Here is a 20,058-nt window from a genome sequence, read left to right as displayed (position 1 = left end):
CTATATCTCGATCTGCGTACCGACTTCGATCACCCGGTTGGGCGGGATGCGGAAATAGTCGGCGGCGTCGCGTGCATTGCGCGCCATCGACGCGTACAGCGCCTCCCGCCACAAGGCCATGTCTTCGCCCACGGTAGCAATCACCGTCTGACGCGCGATGAAGAACGAGGTTTCCATCAGGTTCAGTTCGAGTCCGGAGGCGGCGCACATTTCCAATGCCAGAGGAATATTGCGCTCATCCTTGAAGCCGTAATACACGTTGACCTGATAGCACTCCTGGCCGAGCGGAATCACCTTGACGCGTTCCGTCGCCGGTACCGTCGGAATGTCGGTCGAATATACGGTGAGGAAGATGGTGCGCTCATGCAGCACCTTGTTGTGCAGCAGGTTGTGCAGCATCGCATGCGGGACGCCGTCGCCTTCGGCGCGGAAAAATATCGCGGTGCCTTCGACCCGGTGCGGCGGGCTGACGAACAGCGATTGCAGGAAATCCTCCAGCGGAATCAGGTGTTTCTGCAAATTCCGGAATACCAGATCACGTCCGTTCTTCCAGGTCAGCATCACGGTCACCATGAGCGCGCTGATGACCAGCGGGAACCAGCCGCCGCTGAGAAGCTTGAGACTGGTGGCCGAGAACAGCGCGGCATCGATGATGAAGAAAAAGCCTGTCGCACCGAAGCACAGCAGGAGGTTGAACTTCCATCGATAGCGGATCACGAAGAATGTCAGCACGGTGGTCGTCAGCATGGTCGCGGTGGCGGCAATGCCGTAGGCGGAGGCCAGGTTGGACGAGGAGCCGAAGCCGATCACCGCCAGCACCACCACGAGCAGTTGTATCCAGTTCACCAGCGGTATGTAGATCTGGCCGATCTCACGGTCCGAGGTATATACCACGCGCATGCGCGGCAGGAAGCCGAGGGAGATCGCCTGCTGGGTGACCGAGAACGCGCCGGAGATGGTGGCTTGCGATGCGATCACCGTCGCCATGGTCGACAGCACCACCAGGGGATAGATGCTCCAGGGACCGAGCTGGTTGAAGAACGGATTGGAGACCGCTGCCGGGGTCGACAGCAGCAGGGCGCCCTGGCCGAGATAATTCAGGCCGAGCGCCGGGAAGACCACGCTGAACCACGCAAGCCGGACCGACCGTTTGCCGAAATGTCCCATGTCCGCATAGAGCGCTTCGGCACCGGTGAACGCAAGCACCACCGCACCCAGCGCGAAGAAGGCCAGCCAGCCGTTCTGCATCAGGAAGCGGAAGGCATGGATCGGGTTGAGGGCCGCCAGGATGGCGGGATTGGCCACGATGTTGATGATGCCCATGGTCGCCAGCGTGATGAACCACACCAGCACGATCGGTCCGAACCACTTGCCGATTCCCGCCGTACCCCGGTGCTGCAGCGCATACAGCGCGAGCAGGACCATCAGTGTCAGCGGCACCACATAGGGTGCGAAAGCCGGCGTCGCAACTTCAAGCCCTTCGATCGCCGACAGCACCGAGATGGCGGGCGTAATGACGCCGTCGCCGTAAAACAGCCCGGCGCCCACCATCCCCATCAGCATGACCGGATAGTAGAAGCGGGAATGCTGGGTAACGGACGACATCGCCAGCGCGGTCAGCGCCATGATGCCGCCTTCGCCGCGATTGTCCGCGCGCAGCACCAGCGTGACGTACTTCAGCGAGATGATGGTGACCAGGCCCCAGAGGATCAGGGACACGATGCCGAGCAGGTTGGCTTCGGTCAGCGGCAGGCCGTGTTCGGTGGAGAACACTTCCTTCATCGTGTACAGCGGGCTGGTGCCGATGTCGCCGTACACGATGCCGATGGCGGCCAGGGTCAACGTGGCCAAACTGCTTTTGGAAGAGGGAGACGCCAAGCGACACCTTTTTATTATGTTGCGCTGCAAAAGCGCTATCTTAATCCATCGCCATGGTTTTATTTCGATCCAGGTTAATCCGTTGCGCGACTAAAAATCCCATGGACGCCGGATCGCCTGCATGCCTGCATCATGCGCCGATAAACTCCCGGTAGCCGCGGGCGCGCAATGCGCAAGCGGGGCAAGTGCCGCAACCAAGGCCCCAGTCATGCAGCGTGCCCCGTTCTCCAAGGTAACAGGTGTGTGATTCGGTGCGGATCAGGTCGATCAGGGCCTGCCCGCCCAGCTCCTGCGCCAGCCGCCAAGTGGCTGCCTTGTCGATCCACATCAGCGGCGTTTCGAGCTTCAGCCTGGTGGCCATGCCAAGGTTCAACGCCACCTGCAAGGCCTTGATCGTGTCGTCGCGGCAGTCCGGATAGCCGGAGAAGTCGGTTTCGCACATGCCGCCCACCAGCACGTCGAGCCCCCGCCGGCAAGCCACGGTGGCCGCCACCGTCAGGAACAGCAGATTGCGACCGGGAACGAAGGTGTTCGGCAAGCCGTTTTCCTGCATGGCGATGGCGACGTCGCTGGTCAGCGCCGTATCGGAGATCTTGCCGATCAGCGACAGGTCGATCAGATGATCGTCGCCCAGCCGGTTGTTCCAGTCGGCGGAGAGCATGCGCGTCTTCTGCAGAAGCGCCGGGCGCACGGCAAGCTCGATCGCGTGGCGCTGGCCGTAGTCGAAACCGATGGTTTCCACCCTGGCATAGCGGCTCAGTGCCCAGGCCAGGCAGGTGGCGGAGTCCTGGCCGCCGCTGAACAGGACCAGGGCCTTGTTGGAGAGTGTCATGATTGATAGGCAGAAGGATTACGGCGCTGCCGGAAGGCAGGGCACAACCCGCATTTTAGCGCCTGCCGCCGCGGCGCTTTCCCGACGGGTCAGGAAGCGCTTCGATTAATCTTCTTGAGCGTCTGGTCGATGAAATCCCCGTTGTCGTCGGAGAAGCGCAGGCGCACCGGATACCATTCCATCGCCGGCGCAAGCCATATGTCGAGTTGCTGATCCCGCGAGTCGGGCCGCGGGGCGCGGGAAATATGCACGGTATTCAGGTCGCCGGCCTGGGTACTAATTTTTTCCTGCGTCACCACCTTGAAAATCCATGGTTCGGCATCGCTCTGGCCGGCAACCGGGAAACGCCATTCGGTGCCCGGTTTGACCTTGGCATTCGCGCCGCGTGCGATCGAGACCAGTTGCCAGACGGCGCTGGTGCGGTCCTGTTCCCCGCCGACGATCGGCTGGGTGTCCTGCGATTTGGAAAAGCGGATCAGGCCGGCTTCACGATCGAACGAGGTGGTGATCTTTTCTTTCCGCAGGCGCTTCTCGGTAAAGGTTTCCGGCAACAAGCCATCGGTATCGACCAGCCCTTCGCTGCGGGATTCGAGAATCTTTCCGATCACCATCGCGCGGACCTCGCTCGATACCGCAAATTTCTTTCCTTCATGCATCCACCGTACCGTGGCATCGCCATCGACGGCGATACCGCGCTGCTTTGCGTTGATGTGGTACAGGAGTTCCGCCGACGGCGGCAGGCTGACCTTGTTACCGGCAGCAGTCGTCTGCGCCACGGCGCCATGCATGAACAGGCCTGCAACAATCAAGGGAATCATGTGACGCGAAGAAATATATTTCATCAATCTTTGACGGATGGGTTGGTGAGCAACAGATTAGACAGCGACATATCTAGATAGTCTCCATTTGCTTCCGAATAACGCAATTTCACCGGAAACCATTGCTGCTCGGGCGCCAGCCAGATATCGAGCTTGCGTTCGTATGAGCCGGGCTGCGGAATGCGGGTCACGTGCCAGGCCTTGAATCGTCCCGCATCGGTATCGATTTCCTCCATGCCAAGTATGCGCATCTGCCAGGTTTCAGCATTGCGCGTACCGGCAACGAATAACGAAATCCCGGAATCGGGCGCGAATCGTTCGGGATCGCCCCGGCCAATGGCGGCCAATTGCCAGATCACGCTGGCGCGATCCTGCTCGCCGCCCTTGCGGGGATAGGATGCGCTCGATGCGGAGAAGGTGATTTCGTTGCGTTCGCGGTGGAAATGGGTGTTGGTTTCCGCGCGGTTGCGCGGCTTTTCGCCGTAGATCACCGGGGAGACGCCGAATGCGTCCAGCGCTCCTTCACTCCGGAAGTCAAGCACGGTGAAAAATGCCACCTTTGCCTTTCCCGTGACCTGATATGCATCGCCGGCGGCATGCCATTTGATCATGCCGCTGCCGTAGTAGGTAACGCCTTTGACCAGCGCCTCCACATCGTATTCGAGTTCCGCCGAGGGTAGCGGCGCCACCGGGTAGCGCGGTTCCTGTTCGAGCGGCAGCTTGATGTCGGCAATGGGCGGCGACTCTTCCGGGAGCGCCTGGGCCAGTTCGGCCGGCGGCTCCGCCGTTGTCGCCGGAGCGGTGGTTGCCTCCTGCAGCGGCGACAACGGTGGCGTAACGGCCGCCGGCGCGGGGTTGGCGGCTGAGCGTGGCGGTTTGGGGCGTTTCACCGGTGCGTGTCCGGACTTGGGAGCCGGTGGCGCTGCCGCGGCGAGCGGCGCGGGTGGAGGCGTGAGCAACTGGGTGGTAATGACCGGTGCCTCTTTGGCATCGAATGCAGGCAGTCCGATGCGTCCATCGGCCCAGCGAAAGACGATCAGGTGCAGCAGCAGCGATGCGACGACCAGCACGAACGCCCGCCAGGAGCGGCGGCTGCGTACCTGCGCTTGCTCCACGGAGAAATGCGTCGTTGCCATGCCCATAGTGTAGCAACGGATGCCGCGGCGATGTTGCCGCAGCGACGGCAAAGAAGCTTGATCTGCCGCTATCGTTGCTTGTTTGGCGCCGAACCCGGCGGCTTTACCATTTTGCTAATCCGGGTTATCTGCTACGCTGCAAATTATTTATGAGGAGAGCGTTATGCCGAAATCAGACATGCCGAACATCCCGGGAATGGGCGCAATGACCGACTCGCTTGATTTTGTCAAAAACCTGTGGGGCAGCATGGGCATACCCGGCATGAACATGCCCGGGATGAATGTTTCAAGCATGAATGTTCCCGGCATGAGCATGCCGGGAATGGTGATGCCGACCTTGTCGGTGGAAGAAATCCGCAAGAAGATTTCCGACCTGAAGGCGGTTGAATCGTGGCTGGAACTGAACATGAACATGTTGCGCGGCACGATACAGGCGCTGGAAGTGCAGGCTGCCACCATCGCGACGCTGCAGTCGATGGGCGATGCGCTGAGCGCATCCATGCAGGGTGCCCAGAACGGCCATGCGAACGGCAAGCACAAGGGCTCCGGGGCGGATGCGCCGGCATCGGGCGCCAAGGCGGCGCAGAAGGCATCGTCCGCGCCGCAGCCCACCGGAAAAGACCAGGCCGATGCCGCCAGCCTGACCGCACCGCTGGTGAACGCCGCCGCATGGTGGAACATGCTGCAGGACCAGTTCAAGCAGGCAGTGAACAATGCGGCCGCGGCGGCCGACAAGCCGGCTGCCGTAAAGAACAATGGAGCCGGCAACGGCAAGGCAGCCGAGCCGCCCAAGGACAAGCCGGAGGAGGAAGCGCCGGCGGCAGCAAAAACCCGCCGCAAGCCGGCGAAGTAGGCGGCTCTTAAAACAGGCAAGCGCTTTCAGGGTGGCGGGCTTGCCGCCACCTTCAGCTTGCCGGCAACCAGCAGGCTCAGCAATCCGCAGGCAACGGCAAGATAACCCACCAGGTCGTAATGCAGCACCTGCCCCGTGCTGCCTTGCCGGATGATCAATCCCGCCACCAGCGTCGCCAGTCCCGAGGCCATCATCTGCACCGACGATGACAGGCTCATGAACGTCCCCCGCACCTGCGGCGCGGCAGCGCCGGTGATCATTGCCATGCCCGGCACCATGCGGCCCGGTACCAAAATAAAAAAGACCGTCGAATTGATCAGCACGACCCACCACGGCACCGGCACCAGGTGCGTCGTCACCAGCACCGGCACGAAGGAGGCGCATGCCACCCAGCGGAAGGTCTGCAGCTTGCCGTACTTGTCCGCCAGCCGGCCGATCAGGCGCGACGTGAAAAAGGTCGCAGCGCCGCCGCACAAGTACACCACGGTGATGAAGCTTTCCGGCATGCCGACATTGGTCGTCATGTAGAGCGCGATATACGGGATGACGGTAAAACCGGCCATCATCATCAGTCCAACGAACAAGAACGCTTTCACGTGATTCGGCTCTTTCGCCACGGCGTAGATCTGCTCGAATACATTTCCTTGCCGCGGACGGCCGAGATGCGCAGTCAGGCTCGGCAATTGCCGGTAGCCGATGACAAGGAACACGCATGCCAGCACGACGATGAAGAAGAAGGGCGCACGCCAGCCGAGCGCCGGAACATGGTTGGCCAGCAGCAGGCCGAGCGGTACGCCGGCAACCGTCGACAGCGCGAAGGCCGCCATCACCGTACCCATCGCCTGGCCGCGCCGCTCGAAGGGAATGATGTCGGCCACCATGGTCTGCACCATCGCGCCGAGAATGCCGCCGAATGCGCCGGCCAGCGCACGCGCCACCAGCAGCAGGGTGAAGTTCGGCGCCAGGCCGCAGCACAGCGTGGCGATGATGAACAGCGTGTACAGCGTCAGCATCAGCTTGCGGCGGTCGAAGCGATCGATGTAGGTCGCGGCCAGCAATCCCGATGCGGCGGCGGTGAAGGTATAGGACGACAGCAGCAGGCCGAACTGATTGGTGTCGATGGCCAGCACGCGGATCAGCTGCGGGCCGAGCGGCATCATGATCATGAAGTCGAGGATGTGGGTGAACTGAATGCCGGCGAGGATCAGCAGGATCAGGCGTTCATTTCTTGCAGGACAGGCAGGGGCTGGCGTGTTCAAAAGAATGGTATGAGGTGCGTGGCAAGACAGGCAGCTTAGCAGTGATGCCGATTTATTTCCCGGCACTGCGGAATGGGGACGCCTTCGCGCAACCGGCATGTCGCCCGCGTGTCGCGGCGATGATCTGCGGTTATCGGGAAATTGCTATGGCTTGTTCATGTCGCCCATGATGCGGTTGATCGTGTTGAAAAACGTTTCCATGGCGAATGGCTTCACCAATACTTCCATGCCCGGGGGAAGCGCTTCCTTGCCGATCACCGATTGCTCGGCGTAGCCGGTGATGAACAACACCTTGAGGTCGGGGCGGGATCGACGCGCCGCATTCGCAAGCTGGCGGCCATTCATGCCGCCCGGCAGGCCGATATCGGTGACGAGCAGGTCGATCTGCGGCGTGGCCTCGATCATCGTCATGCCCTCCTGTCCGTCCGCCGCCGCAAGGGAAGCGTAATCGAGATGTTCCAGCATGTCGGTGAGCATGTCGCGAAGCGCGGGTTCATCGTCGACCACCAGGATGGTCATCCGCTTATCCTTCGCTTGAGGCAAAGCCGGCGCCATGCTGCCGGGTGCCACCGTCTCGCCGGCCGCATGCCTCGGCAGGTAAAGCTTGATGGTCGTTCCGACGCCAATCCGGGAATCGATGGTGACGTATCCGCCCGACTGTTTCATGAAGCCGTGAATCATCGATAACCCGAGTCCGGTGCCTTCGCCGAAAGGTTTGGTGGTGAAGAACGGTTCGAACGCATGTTCGAGCACCTCGGGCGTCATGCCGGAACCGGTGTCCGTCACGCTAAGCAGCACGTAGTCGCCCGCCTGCACATGCGAGCCGAGAACGGCTTCTGCTTCCCGCATCGGCATATTCCTGGTCCGGATGGTGATGCGGCCGCCATCCGGCATGGCGTCGCGGGCATTGATGGACAGATTCAGCAGGGCGTTCTCGAGCTGATGCCGGTCGCACAATGTCCACCACAGCGCCTGGTCGACGTTTGCCTCGACGTCGATGTTCGGGCCGACGGTGCGCCTGATCATGTCGAGCATCGATTGCACCAGCAGGGTCACATCCACCGGCTTGGGAACGAGCGTCTGCCGCCGGGCGAAGGCGAGGAGACGATGGGTCAATGCGGCGGCGCGTTTTGTCGATGACATCGCGGCGTCCAGATTCTGTTCCAGGTGCGCCGTCTGTCCGAGGCCGATGCGCAGACGCATCAGGTCGAGATTGCCCATGATGCCTGCCAGCAGGTTGTTGAAGTCGTGCGCGATACCGCCGGTAAGTTGCCCGATGGCCTCCATCTTTTGTGCCTGCCGCAGTGCTTCTTCGGTCTGCCGCAATGCTTCCATCTGCAATCGCTCGTTCGTCACGTCGCGTCCGACCAGGTAGAGCAATTGCGCCTCAGGGGTTGCGGTCCAGGATAGCCAGCGGTAGGTGCCATCCTTGTGCCGGCTGCGGACGTCATAACGGCTGACCGGTTGCCCGGCCGCCAGTTGCGCCATGACCTGCGCCATCTCATATGCGTGCTCCGGATGGGCGAGCGCTGTGAAAGGCATCGCCTGCATGTCCTGCTCGGTCCAGCCCATGATGTTCGTGAATGCCGGATTGCAGGATAGAAAATAACCCTGCACCGACGCGACCGCCAGGATGTCCTGCGAGGTGCGCCAGATCCGGTCGCGTTCAAGGGTGCGCTCGGTGATGCGCACCTCCAGGATTTCATTCAGGCGCTTGAACGCCAGTTCCGCATCCTCGGCCTTCTTCTTCGCCAGGCGCAATTCCTCTTCATAGCTGCGCCTGCCGCGGGCATCCAGAAGGGTGGTTCTGATCAGCAGAGGGGTGCCGGCGCTGTCGCGCTTGAGCTTGGAATTGAGCAGTATGGGAATACGCTGCCCGTTGGCACTCAGCAGCTCGAATGCCAGTTCCTTGACGAAGCCCTGCATGAGCAGCAACGGACCGAAATGCGTGTCGTAGAAAACCCTGCCGGCCACCGGCAGCAGTTCCTGAAAACGTCTTTTACCCAGCAGCGCGTCGCGGCTGTATCCGGTCCATTCCAGGAACGTCGCATTGACCTTGATGATCGTGCCGTCAGGAGCCGTCGACAAATATCCGCATGGCGCCTCCTCGTAAAGTTCGTTGATGTCTTCTTCGAAGGGGCTGGCAGGCGACGGATTTTTTCCAGGAACCGGCATGAGCGTCATTGCTGCTGAAGATATTTCTTGATTTCGGCGATGGTTTCTTCCGGGGCGCTCAGGTTGGGACAATGCCCGGTGGCCTTCAACTGCACGAAACTGCTGTTCCGCAGTTGCGCATGCATATGACGTCCCACCGCCTCCGGTGCGATGACATCGTCGGAGCATTGCATGATCAGGGACGGCACCTGCAGTTTGGGCAGCTCGTCCCGCAGGTCGGACAGAAACGTCGTGCGGGCGAAATGCCCGGCGATCACCGGGTCGGTCCGGCAGAAGCTGTTTTCAAGTTCGCCCGCCAGCGCAGGCTGGCCGGGATTGCCCATGATGGCCGGGGCCATGGCGTTCGACCAGCCGAGGTAATTGGTATCGAGGAATTCGAGCATCTGATCAATATCGCTTCGCTCGAAGCCGCCGATATAGTCGCCATCATTGATATAGCTGGCGGAAGGTCCGACGAGCACCAGCTTGTCGAACAGTTCCGGCGCTTCGATGGCGGCCAGCACGCCGATCATGGCACTCACGGAATGGCCGACGAAGATCGCGCCGGTGCTTTCCGTCGCGCGCAGTATCTCGATGATGTCGCGCGCATAACCGTGCAAGGTATCGTATTTTGCCGGATCGAATTGCGACAGGTCGGACCCGCCTGCGCCGACATTGTCGAATACAACGACCCGGTATTCATTCTCGAAAGCCGGAGCGACATACCGCCACATGTTGTGATCGCAGCCGAAGCCGTGTGCGAACAGCATGGTCTGCGTACCCTTGCCTGACACTTTCACGTTGTTTCTCTTGAATACCGCCATCTGTGCACCATCAGCCATGGATTATCCTGCGTGATTGAATTGGATTAATAGAGTCGTCGCCATCACGGTGGATGACCGGCCGTTCAGAAGATGCAACCGGAGGTTAAGATCAGAAATGCAAGTCGAATCTAAGTTCCGTATCTAAGTACCCATTGCTCTTCCGTCGTGACCGAACCCGGGCCAGCAACTCCGGTATGCGCATGAAAGCAGAAACGCCGGCATCGAAATGGTTTCCTGATTGTATCCATCCGATTCTATTCAGGAAAATTTTCCGCCCTTCCTTTGCGCTTTAGGGGTGGGCTTTGCAGCATCCTTACCCCGGCCGCCGAAATCGCGATTGGTTTTGGGTGCTGATTTATCTTTGAAGTTCTTCTCGCTCACCCTCCGGTCGCCACCTTTCTTCGGCGTCGAAAACGGGGCGTTGTCCCCGGTGGATTTTCGATCCGCCGATGCCCGGCCGCCGGCGCTTGAGAGGCGTAACTGCTGTCCGGCAACGACGACTGTTTGCAGCTGATCGAATACTTCCTTCGGCATGCCTTCAGGCAGGTCAAGCAGACTGTAATCATCAAAGATTTCGATGCGGCCGATATGTTTGGCGTCGAGTCCCGCCTCATTGGCGATCGCGCCCACGATGTTGGCGGGCTTGACGCCATGCGCATGGCCGACTTCGATGCGGTAGGGTTGCATGCCCACATCCGCCTTCCGGTCCGCCTTGTCCTTGCGTGCGACCTTTTCCCCATGGCTGGCGCCGTCGTCACCGGTCCGGCCATGTGCTGCATGCGCCTTGCCGGACGGCCGTTTTTCTTCGGTCATCGAAGGGTCGCCATCGCGGGTGATATGCAGTTGCCGCCCGGCCACCCACACCGACTTGAGCTGATGGAGAAGTTCGTCCGGCATGCTGTCCGGGAGGTCGACGGTGCTGTAGTCATCATAGATCTCGATCCGGCCGATGTACTTGGAATCCAGTCCCGCTTCATTCGCGATGGCGCCGACGACATTGCCCGGCTTGACGCCATGGACATGGCCGACCTCGATACGGAAGGTCTGCATCCCGGCATCCGGCTGGCGCGTCACGCGTTCCTTGCGGGAGGCAGCCGGGCGCTCGGCCCGTTCAGCCCGGCCGGCCGGTGCCGGCCGGTCATCCGACCAGGAGCGTTCGGCCTGCGGTTCGCGCTTATTCTTCTCCAGCAGCAGCGGCACATCGCCGCGTGCAAGCTTGGCCAGGGCGGCGGCGATCTCGACGGCAGGAACATTGTGTTCGCGCTCATAGTCCTCGATCAGCGACTGGAACACATCCAGGCCGCCGGAGGTGAGGGCATCGCTGATCTGATCCTTGAACTTCGCGATCCGCACGTCGTTGACCGCCTGGATGGTGGGCAATTCCAGCATCGATATCGGCTGGCGGGTGGCCCGCTCGATGGCCTTGAGCAGATTTTTTTCGCGCGGCGAGATGAACAGGATCGCTTCGCCGCTGCGGCCTGCACGCCCGGTGCGGCCGATGCGGTGCGTATAGCTTTCCGGATCGTGCGGCACGTCGTAGTTGATCACATGGCTGATGCGCTCCACGTCGAGGCCGCGTGCCGCCACATCGGTGGCGACCAGGATATCGATCTTGCCGTCCTTCAGCTGCTGGATGGTGCGCTCGCGCTGCTGCTGCACGATGTCGCCGTTGATGGCCGCGGCGGAAAACCCGCGCGCCTGCAACTTGCCTGCCAGTTCCTCGGTGCCCAGCTTGGTGCGGGCGAAGATGATCATGCCGTCGAAGGATTCGGCTTCCAGGATGCGGGTCAGCGCATCAAGCTTGTGCATGCCGCTGACCACCCAATAGCGCTGGCGGATGTTGTCGGCGGTGCCCGTCTTGGCGGCGATGGTGACTTCGGCGGGATTGCGCAGATACGTCTGGGCGATACGCTTGATCGCGGACGGCATGGTCGCGGAGAACAGCGCGGTCTGGCGCGATGCCGGCGTTTTTTGCAGGATGGTTTCGACATCGTCGATGAAACCCATGCGCAGCATTTCATCGGCTTCATCGAGCACCAGCGTTTTGATTTTCGACAGATCGAGCGAACCCTTTTCCAGGTGGTCGATCACGCGGCCCGGCGTGCCGACGATGACATGCACGCCGCGCCGCAGCGCGCTCAATTGCGGGCCGTAACTCTGGCCGCCGTAGATCGGCAGCACATGAAAGCCGGGAATGTAAGTCGCATAACGCTGAAACGCTTCCGCCACCTGGATAGCGAGTTCGCGCGTCGGCGCCAGTACCAGGGCTTGCGGTGTGCTTTGCCGGATATCGATGCGGCCAAGAACCGGTAGCGCAAAGGCTGCGGTCTTGCCTGTACCGGTCTGCGCCTGCCCAAGCACGTCGCGGTTGCCCATCAGGATCGGAATGGTGGCTGCCTGGATCGGCGACGGCGATTCATAGCCGAGTTCGTTGAGCACCCGCAACAGCGGTTCGCTCAGGCCCAGCTCGGAAAACAAGGGGAAGGATGGTTCAGGCATGGATTGCTCGCAGGAGTGTCCTTTTCGCGAATTGCGAAAACTGTGGAGCGAAGTTTACCTTGTTTGTCGCGAGACCAACGAAGACGTTCGGTCCCGCCGACGCGCCGGGCGTATCGATCTGGCTGCCTGAAATTGGCCGTCGGAACTTTTTGTCCCCAAGGACTACTCATGCTGATTGGCAATCTGCCGACAGTCATTGCCATCGATGGCAGGCAGCCCTGCGATGCACCCCATACTCAAAAGGCCGAGTCATGCAACCGATCAGAAATAACCAGTTCTCCGGTTTCCAGCCCATGGCGGACGATACCCGGCCGCGCCAACAGAATCAGGCAACCGGTGCCGATCATTCTGAACAGGTGGGGTCAAGCAAGGCCGGCTCGGCCCGTCAGTATATGAACACGCGACGTCCTGACTGGGCTAACAGGATCCCGGACTATCTTGATCTAGTCGGCAAGCAGCTTAAAGAGCTGCCCGCCGAGTTGTTTGAAATGACGAAACTGACAAGGCTCAGATTAGGCCACAACCAGATCAGCGAGTTGCCTGCGGCGTTGGGTGAATTGAAGGAGTTGACCTCGCTTGACCTGAGCGCTAATCAGATCAGCGTGTTGCCTGCGGCGTTGGGTGGATTGGAGGAGTTGAAAGCGCTTTATCTAAGCAATAATAAGATCAGCGAGTTGCCTGCGGAGGTTAGTGAATTAAAGGCGTTGACCTCGCTTGACCTGAGCGCCAATCAGATCAGCGTGTTCCCTGCGGTATTGGGTGGATTTAATGCGTTGAAAGCGCTTTATCTACGCGATAATCAGATCAGCGTGTTGTCTGCAGAGTTGGGTGGATTGAAGGCGTTGAAAACGCTTGACCTGAGCCATAATCAAATCAGCGCGTTGCCGGACAGCATCCGCAATCTGCGCCATCTAAATCGTCTCGATCTCTCCAATAACCGGTTCACCACGGTTCCGGACATGTTGCTGGACTTGTCGAGCGACACGGAAATATTTCTCAGAAATAATCCGCTGCCGCCGGATGAGATTCGCCGCATTCACGATGCAGTGCAAACCCGGCGCCGCCAAGGGCTGGACGCCCCGACCTTCCTTCTGCCTGGCCTGCCACAGGAGGCTGACCTGGAGAATGCCCTGCGGGCGGCTGCCGACGCCGACATGAGCGTGCACATGCCCGGGTTGACCGCGAATATCGCCCGCCGCCTGGCCAAGCTTGCGACCCAGCTTCCGCAGCATTTGGCAGGCGATGTCGAGGCACAGCGTGCCGAAATGCGCCAGATCGGGCAACGGCTGGCGCAAGCCCTCTCGCAACATGGGGCAGAGCCGCCGGCGCTGGAAAAAGCAAGGAAAACGGCCGACCGCATGTTCGCCAGCGGCCTGGGCACCCGGCAGGATTTTTACAATGATTTTCAGCGATCCGCCGGTCATGTGCTGTCCTACGTATATCTGGCAATGGAAAAGCAATGGGACGACACGCCCGAGGCGGATCGGCCGCAAGCGCAGGCCAACGGCATCACGCAACTGATGCAACGCCTGGGCGAAGCGAACCGGTGGTGCGATACGCGGATGATCGAAGAAGTGTTCCAGCTGGTTGGCATGCCGCTGTCGGACTATGCGCAGGCGCATCCGGAGATCGTCATCTCCGCGCCCATGCTGTCGAATGCCGAACTGAGCGACGTGCTGCTGCCGGAGGCGACGCGCATCTACAACGAAGTAAAGCCGGCGTTGCAGGCTGAAACGAATGAACGGGAGGCCTTTCGCGCGGCCTTTGCGAAAGCGATGGAGCAGCATTCTTCCATCATGCCGGAGCAGTGGCAGTCCTACCTGAATGATCATATCTTCGGATCATGGGACGACTTCAGGGGCATCGCAGCCGAGGCGGCGGGCGGGGTGGCATCGGCCAGCACGAGCGCGCAGATCATGCCGCGTCGGTGAAGCGCGGCGCCGCCCTCAGAACTTGTCCAGCGATATCGCGCCGTTCCATTGCGCACCCAGCGTGTCCGCGTGGGCGGCCGCTACGGCAACACGTTCCAGCAGGCGTGTGGCAGCGGCGTCGCCGGGCTTGCGTGCGAGTATCTGCTCGAAGGCGCTGACGCTTTCTTTCCACCGCCTCGAACGGAAAGCTTCCAGCGCCCGCGCACTCAATTCACACAGGGCGGCATCCTCGCACGGCGTGAACACGCCGACCGGTTCTGTCTTGCCCTTGACGATGACGACATCCAGATGGCGCAGGCGGTGACGGTCGGACAGGCGGGACACCGTCTCTTCGGAAATCAGGATGGACGAGCCAAAGGCCTTGTTCGCGCCTTCCAGGCGTGCCGCGAGGTTGACCGCGTCGCCGATGGCCGTATAGGAAAAGCGCGATTCCGATCCGACATTGCCGACCACCACCTTGCCGGTATGAATGCCGATGCGCATCGCGATCTCGGGCAGGCCACGGGCGCGCAGGCGCTGCATCAAATCGTCCATTGCGGCCAGCATATCGACCGCCGCGTCGACCGCATGCTGTGCATGGGCGTCGTCGGCCAGCGGCGCACCCCAAAAAGCCATGATGGCGTCGCCGATGAATTTGTCCACCGTGCCGCCGTCGCGATGGATGATCGGCGTCATGGCGTTGAAATACTCGGTCAGGACTTCGACGGTCTGTTCCGCGCTCAGCTGCTCGGACATCGTGGTGAAGTTCGCCAGATCGGTGAACATCAGGGTCACTTCGCGCACCTCGCCGCCAAGCCGCAGCATCTCCGGCTGTTCGACCAGTTTCGCTACCACCTGCGACGGCACGTATTGCGAGAACATCGTCCTGATCTGCATCGCGCGCCTGCGCGCCAGCGCATAGCTCATCAGGCCGGAAATGCCATAGGCAGCGATGATCGCGGCAACCGGGAACAGGGGCGGCAGCCAGCGCTTCTCATGGACGAACAGCAGCAGGGACACCACGATCACCGATGCGATCATTGCCAATGCGAGCGCGGCCGTCGTGGCGGGATGCGCATTCGAGACGCTGTACAGCAGCAGGAGCACCAGCAGCAGGGTGATGACAATCACCGGTCCATCGGGAACCGGCTGCAATCCGCCGCCGGTGATCTGGTTGCTCAACAGGTTCGCCTGCACCTCGACACCGGGGAAGAGCCGGTCACCGGCGTCGATGACCGCGAAGGGCGAATTGAACATATCGACCTGCGAGTTCCGCAGCTCGCTCGCCGTGCGCACCGAGCGGCCGACCAGCACGATCTTGTCCTTGAAAAAGCCGGGCGGGAGCAGACCCGGTACCAGCGCCTGGTAGTAGGAAAGGGTATCAAAGGTGCCGCGCGGACCCGCGTATTCGATCATGCGCGCCGTGCCGGCGTTCGGGGGAAGCAGGCGTCCCGCATGCAGGGCGCCGAGCGCCGCGAGGCGGGATGCAAAGCCGTCGTCGCGCCACTCATGCCAGCGCACAACGAAATCGTCATCCGGCACGACGCCTGCAAATCCGGCGATCGCCCCGGCGTCGAGGAGCGGCTGTATCGGCCGCACATCGGTCCATATGGTCGCATTGCCGCTCTCGACCATTTCCCTCGATGCGGCGAGCACCACCTTGCCGGACCCGGCGATCGCATTCGCCAGCGCCTCGTCGTCTTTCCTGTTCGATGGTTCAGCGAACACGACGTCGAAACCGATCGCCGCCGCGCCGTCGGCGAGCACCCGTTCGATCACTCTTGCATGAAAACGCCGCGGGAAAGGCCACTGCGTCTGCAGTTCCTGGAATGTCGGCTCGTCGATCGCGAGGATGACGACCGGCACCGGCGCGACGCGCGGCGCGGTGAGCGAGGTATAGAAGTCGAAGGTCTTGAACTCCATCGCGTGCCAGGGGCGGCCGAGCGACAGGGCCCAGACCAGCAGCACGGCAAGCAGCCCGGCGGCGAACTGAAGACCGTGCTTCTTCATGCGGCGGCCGTGCGATCAGAACCGGTATCGCACATCGATCGTGTACCGCTCGGTCCGGCGGGGCGATTTTTTGCCGAACAGGTTCAGCGCGGCAAAGCCGACCATCCAGCGCTTTTCGGGAGATTCCCACATGCCGAGCAGGTCACCGCTCCAGCTTGCCGGCAGGGCGGTGAGGTTCTGCTGTTCCTCGAAGCGCTCGGAACGGTAGACCATGCGTCCGCTCAGGTAGAGCCTGTTGGGACCGGCCCAGGTAGTGCCGACGACGAAGGTATGACGCGGCACGAATGGAATGCGCTTGCCGGTCACCTGCCCGGATGGTTCGTCGCTGCTGTCGTAGGAACTGGACGTATGCTGGTGATGGTATTTCAGGTAACCCGACCAGTCCTGCCGGAACACGCGGTTGATGCCGGCGGAAAAGCTGCGCAGCGTGCCGCGTTCGAAGTCCGGTGATTCTTCCAGGACATCGACGGTCGACAGGTTCAGGGTCTGGGCATTGCGCAGCTGTTCGAGGAAAGGCAGGCTCGGCGTGCGCAGGTCGACACCCAATGTGCCGGGATTGTTGACCCGTGCATGATCGGCCTTGAAGGTGAGGAAGGTGCGATCGTTCGCTGTCCAGCCCACCTGCGCGACACTGCGCTTCATCCGGCCGCCGGCCTGCACAAGGCGGTCCTCGACGGGAATGCCGGCGGTTTCGACGTTGTTCAATGTGCCGACGCTGGAAGGCCGCAGCCAGTCCTGGTAAGCGGCCCGCACGATGACGTCATCGTTGGGGCGCAGCGTCATGCCGAGGCGCGGGGTGACGCGGTTGCGGGTTTCATCCTTGCTCTCGGCGATGGTTTCATCCACTTCGGTCAGCAGCGTAAGAATCCGGGTGCTTCCGTCAACCTTTTCGCGGACACGGTTGAACACCAGTGCGCCATCGAATGCGACCTGCTTCGACGGCGCGTGTTGTGCGGAAAGCGTCAGGGCCGAGAAGCGGCGGTCGATGCGATTCGAACCACCGAAGGCCATCAGGTCCTCGAACAGTGTGTCGGGATCCTCCGGGAAAGCGCCTGCAATGACACCCTCTGCGGCGACTTCGTTGTATTGCGATTCCTTTACATGCTCCAGTCCGACGGATATCCGCGTACTCGCACTGATGTCGGCGGTATGCCGAAGCTGGATGTCGTTGAACTTTTTATCCGGAGCGCCCGTGAGTCCCAGCAAGCCGACCAGGCCGTTTTGAACGAACAGGGTCGGCAAGTTGGAAAACCGCATTTTTTCCTTCGCACTGCCGGCCATGAACCAGGTCTGGGACGTCGGCGACCACCGATATGACAATCCGGCAGCATTCTGGCGCGTCGTGTAGTCGGCGGTACTGGTCAGGCCTTCACCTTCCACTTCGAACAGATTGTTGCGGCCACGAAGCTTGGCATCAAAATCGTTGTGATAGACGAACAGTCCGAGGTTATCGGTCACCTTGGTGCCGAGACCGGCCGTCGTGACGTTTCCGCGCACGTCGAAGGCGTCTCCGTCGATGACCATTTTGGGCAGATCAGGCGCGCCGACCGGGATCGGCATCTGATGTCCGATGGCCCGCTGATGCTGCAGGAAATACGCCACCGGCACCACCGAATTGTTCAGCCCGTTGACCGTCAGCGACGGCGCGGCAAGGCGTGCGAATTCCTTGTCGTACACCACATCGGCGGCGCCATAGTTTCCGGAACGCTGCAGCAGCGACGAGAAGCGATTGCTGGCGCCAAACGCGAGCGGATCGGTCAGGAAGCCCTGGAAGAGTTTCGAGTTCTTGTTGAACTCGCCCGCATAGCGGTCGGCGAGGAACAGGTGGCTGCCGCCCCAGTATGGGTAATAACTTTGCTGCGCGATCTCCAGCGCCCAGTCCTCCAGTCCGAAATAGGCCAGCGAGCTGCCGAGGTTGGCGCTGCCCTTTTGGTCGTTGGCGAGCTGATTGAGCGATTTCAGGTAGGGCAGGCGTTTGACCGCGTCACGCGACGCCTGCACGGCGTCGCCGGGCCGCGACAGGTCGGTGTAGATCTGCGACAGCAGCATGTAGGGCACCGGGTCCTTGTCGTCCAGTTCGCTCGCCTGCAGCAGGGTCGATATGGCGTCCTGCCGGCGGCCGAGCTGATAGTAGGCAACCGCCGTATAAGTCTTTGCGCGCGCATAGCGGGGTTCCATGACGCCGGCCCGCAGGAAGGCGCCGAGCGCCGCTTCGGGTTGCCCCTGCTTCAGCCGCAGCAGTCCCTGCGCGGTGAGTGCAAGGTAATCGGCCGGGTTCTGCGACAACGCGTCGGCGAGCGTCATCTCGGCATCGGCGAAGCGGTTGATGAAGGTATCGAGCATGCCGAGCTCGCCACGATAGCCGGCACCGCCTGGATTCAGTTCCAAGGCTTTCGTCAGGTTGTCGCGGGCGGGCGTGGTGTCCTCGCGCTCGGTATGCGCGCTGCCGAGGCCGAACCAGCCGCGGTCGTCGTTCGGTGCGAGCCGCTTTGCCTGTGCGTAGGCGTCGAGCGTGCCTGCGGCGTCGCCCTTGCGCCGTGCGAGTTCGCCACGCGCAAGATGCAGGTTGACGTTGTCGGCGTCCCGTGCCTGCGCCAGCGTGCGTTCGCTTTCCTCCACCCGATCACTCAGAAGCTGCACGCGTGCCAGTTGGGAGAGCAGGTCGGCGTTGCCGGGCGAGCGTTGCAGGCCCTTCTGCAGCACTGCCGCGGCGCCGTCCATGTCGCCGGTCACCATGCCGATGTCGGACAGCAGCAGATAAGCTGCGACCGGCACATCGCTTTCCTGCGCAATCAGGCCATTCAATTGCGTGCGTGCGCCGTTCAGGTCGCCGGACAGGATGCGACCGGCGGCAAGGAGGATGACGGGCCAAGACCGTTCGGGTGCATTGGCGAGCGCGGATTCGGCTCTGGCGAGGTCGCCTTTTGCCAGCGCATCCCTTGCCGGGGCCAGCCGCGCAGGCAGCTCGGCGGAGCGGATATGACGCAACGGATCAGCGGTAAGGGCGTTCACCCATTGCACGCGGTCGCGCGGATTGCTCAACAGGATCTTCACCGGCGCCTTGCCCACTTCGGCAATGGCAGCTTCATTCTTCGCGACGGTGACGCTGCCCTGCGCATTGAAGAAGTCTACCGTCCCGGACAGCACCGTCAGCATGGTCTTGCCGGCCGGGTCGACATCGAGTTCCCAGTCCGTACCGCGGATCGCCGCAGTGGCGGCGGGGGATTCGAGGTTCAGCCGGCTGTCGGAGGTGCGCTTGCTCTGCATCCAGGCGCGGCCGACCGACAGGGTCAGCGTTGTGACAGGTTGCGCAGGCGTTGCCACGCCCTTGATCTGCAAGACGGAGTTTTCATGCAGGCGGATTTGCGTCTGGTCGGCGAACAGCAGGGCCATCTTCGATGCCGTGGCGGTGCGGACGAATGCGCCGGCTGCCAGCGCCTGCCGGATCTGCGCGGCGGTCCATGCGGCACGCGCATCCTGGCGCTGTTCCCCCTTGCCTTGCACATCCAGAATTTCGGCGCTCGATCCCGGCGGCACCGCCGCCTGTACCCACACCGGCAATTGCAATGCTGCCGCCAGCGCGAGCTTCCTCTTGAATTTTGCCACGTGACTTCCCCTGTCCCAGGTTAATGCTGCCGCGATGTCGCCAGAGCAGTTTTCCGCAACGTGCAAGGGGGAATCCCGGACTTCCCTGCACATTTTTAAACCGCTTCAGGTGACAGAGCCGGCAATGGGCGTGGTCGCGCCCTGTTGTTTTTATGCTTGCCTAGCCTAATTGGTTCACCGCTTTCCGTTTCCAAAAGGAATCGAAAAGTGTTCGAATTATATAGGGCAAAAACGCTAAAAATACGCCAAAGTGAGGCTATTCCACGCATAAATGCCTGT

Annotated in this window: 12 protein-coding genes; 2 read left to right on the top strand and 10 right to left on the bottom strand. The window is 61.5% G+C overall.

What is annotated here, in order from left to right; genetic code table 11:
• From VGU61_RS16800 to VGU61_RS16785, 4 genes are all read right to left on the bottom strand, one after another.
• Window positions 1–1,878, bottom strand: a complete 1,878-nt coding sequence (locus tag VGU61_RS16800; protein ID WP_326860355.1) for a potassium transporter Kup — start codon at window positions 1,876–1,878, stop codon at window positions 1–3.
• Window positions 1,879–2,008: 130 nt separating this feature from the next.
• Complete coding sequence (gene queC / locus VGU61_RS16795; protein ID WP_326860354.1) at window positions 2,009–2,710, bottom strand: 7-cyano-7-deazaguanine synthase QueC; 702 nt, start codon at window positions 2,708–2,710, stop codon at window positions 2,009–2,011.
• 89 nt (window positions 2,711–2,799) lie between these two features.
• Window positions 2,800–3,528, bottom strand: coding sequence for a DUF3108 domain-containing protein (locus VGU61_RS16790; protein ID WP_326860353.1), 729 nt, complete (start codon window positions 3,526–3,528; stop codon window positions 2,800–2,802).
• Window positions 3,529–3,551: 23 nt separating this feature from the next.
• Window positions 3,552–4,664 (bottom strand): DUF3108 domain-containing protein, encoded by a 1,113-nt coding sequence (locus tag VGU61_RS16785; RefSeq protein WP_326860352.1) that lies wholly within the window; start codon window positions 4,662–4,664, stop codon window positions 3,552–3,554.
• Window positions 4,665–4,827: 163 nt separating this feature from the next.
• On the opposite strand from VGU61_RS16785, the gene VGU61_RS16780 reads away from it, so the two are divergent.
• On the top strand, window positions 4,828–5,517 hold the full coding sequence (locus VGU61_RS16780; RefSeq protein ID WP_326860351.1) for a PhaM family polyhydroxyalkanoate granule multifunctional regulatory protein: 690 nt from the start codon (window positions 4,828–4,830) through the stop codon (window positions 5,515–5,517).
• Between the two features lie 26 nt (window positions 5,518–5,543).
• Here VGU61_RS16780 and VGU61_RS16775 read toward each other — a convergent pair whose 3' ends face one another.
• From VGU61_RS16775 to VGU61_RS16760, 4 genes are all read right to left on the bottom strand, one after another.
• Complete coding sequence (locus tag VGU61_RS16775; protein ID WP_326860350.1) at window positions 5,544–6,776, bottom strand: MFS transporter; 1,233 nt, start codon at window positions 6,774–6,776, stop codon at window positions 5,544–5,546.
• 144 nt (window positions 6,777–6,920) lie between these two features.
• Window positions 6,921–8,951 (bottom strand): PAS domain S-box protein, encoded by a 2,031-nt coding sequence (locus VGU61_RS16770; RefSeq protein WP_326860349.1) that lies wholly within the window; start codon window positions 8,949–8,951, stop codon window positions 6,921–6,923.
• A gap of 5 nt (window positions 8,952–8,956) precedes the next feature.
• Window positions 8,957–9,772: an alpha/beta fold hydrolase gene (locus VGU61_RS16765; RefSeq protein WP_414691649.1), complete on the bottom strand. Its 816-nt coding sequence runs from the start codon at window positions 9,770–9,772 to the stop codon at window positions 8,957–8,959.
• A gap of 240 nt (window positions 9,773–10,012) precedes the next feature.
• Entirely contained in the window at window positions 10,013–12,253 is a 2,241-nt protein-coding gene (locus tag VGU61_RS16760; protein WP_326860348.1) for a DEAD/DEAH box helicase, read from the bottom strand.
• 251 nt (window positions 12,254–12,504) lie between these two features.
• On the opposite strand from VGU61_RS16760, the gene VGU61_RS16755 reads away from it, so the two are divergent.
• Window positions 12,505–14,184 (top strand): leucine-rich repeat domain-containing protein, encoded by a 1,680-nt coding sequence (locus tag VGU61_RS16755; RefSeq protein WP_326860347.1) that lies wholly within the window; start codon window positions 12,505–12,507, stop codon window positions 14,182–14,184.
• A 15-nt stretch (window positions 14,185–14,199) separates the two neighbouring features.
• Here VGU61_RS16755 and VGU61_RS16750 read toward each other — a convergent pair whose 3' ends face one another.
• Together VGU61_RS16750 and VGU61_RS16745 are read right to left on the bottom strand one after the other, a co-directional pair.
• Entirely contained in the window at window positions 14,200–16,173 is a 1,974-nt protein-coding gene (locus tag VGU61_RS16750) for an adenylate/guanylate cyclase domain-containing protein (RefSeq protein ID WP_326860346.1), read from the bottom strand.
• Between the two features lie 15 nt (window positions 16,174–16,188).
• On the bottom strand, window positions 16,189–19,779 hold the full coding sequence (locus VGU61_RS16745; protein WP_326860345.1) for a TonB-dependent receptor domain-containing protein: 3,591 nt from the start codon (window positions 19,777–19,779) through the stop codon (window positions 16,189–16,191).
• Window positions 19,780–20,058 lie beyond the last annotated feature (279 nt).

Origin of the sequence: Noviherbaspirillum sp., assembly GCF_035944575.1 — a bacterium.
In the GTDB taxonomy this organism is placed as follows: Bacteria; Pseudomonadota; Gammaproteobacteria; order Burkholderiales; family Burkholderiaceae_D; genus Noviherbaspirillum.
The sequence above is the reverse complement of the archived record's forward strand: the minus strand, read 5'-3'. Positions and strand labels throughout refer to the sequence as shown.

Coding starts and splice junctions, on each gene's coding strand:
- VGU61_RS16770 (WP_326860349.1), bottom strand. CDS start 8,951: ATGCCGGTTCCTGGAAAAAATCCGTCGCCTGCCAGCCCCTTCGAAGAA.
- VGU61_RS16750 (WP_326860346.1), bottom strand. CDS start 16,173: ATGAAGAAGCACGGTCTTCAGTTCGCCGCCGGGCTGCTTGCCGTGCTG.
- queC (WP_326860354.1), bottom strand. CDS start 2,710: ATGACACTCTCCAACAAGGCCCTGGTCCTGTTCAGCGGCGGCCAGGAC.
- VGU61_RS16760 (WP_326860348.1), bottom strand. CDS start 12,253: ATGCCTGAACCATCCTTCCCCTTGTTTTCCGAGCTGGGCCTGAGCGAA.
- VGU61_RS16785 (WP_326860352.1), bottom strand. CDS start 4,664: ATGGCAACGACGCATTTCTCCGTGGAGCAAGCGCAGGTACGCAGCCGC.
- VGU61_RS16765 (WP_414691649.1), bottom strand. CDS start 9,772: ATGGCTGATGGTGCACAGATGGCGGTATTCAAGAGAAACAACGTGAAA.
- VGU61_RS16790 (WP_326860353.1), bottom strand. CDS start 3,528: ATGATTCCCTTGATTGTTGCAGGCCTGTTCATGCATGGCGCCGTGGCG.
- VGU61_RS16755 (WP_326860347.1), top strand. CDS start 12,505: ATGCAACCGATCAGAAATAACCAGTTCTCCGGTTTCCAGCCCATGGCG.
- VGU61_RS16780 (WP_326860351.1), top strand. CDS start 4,828: ATGCCGAAATCAGACATGCCGAACATCCCGGGAATGGGCGCAATGACC.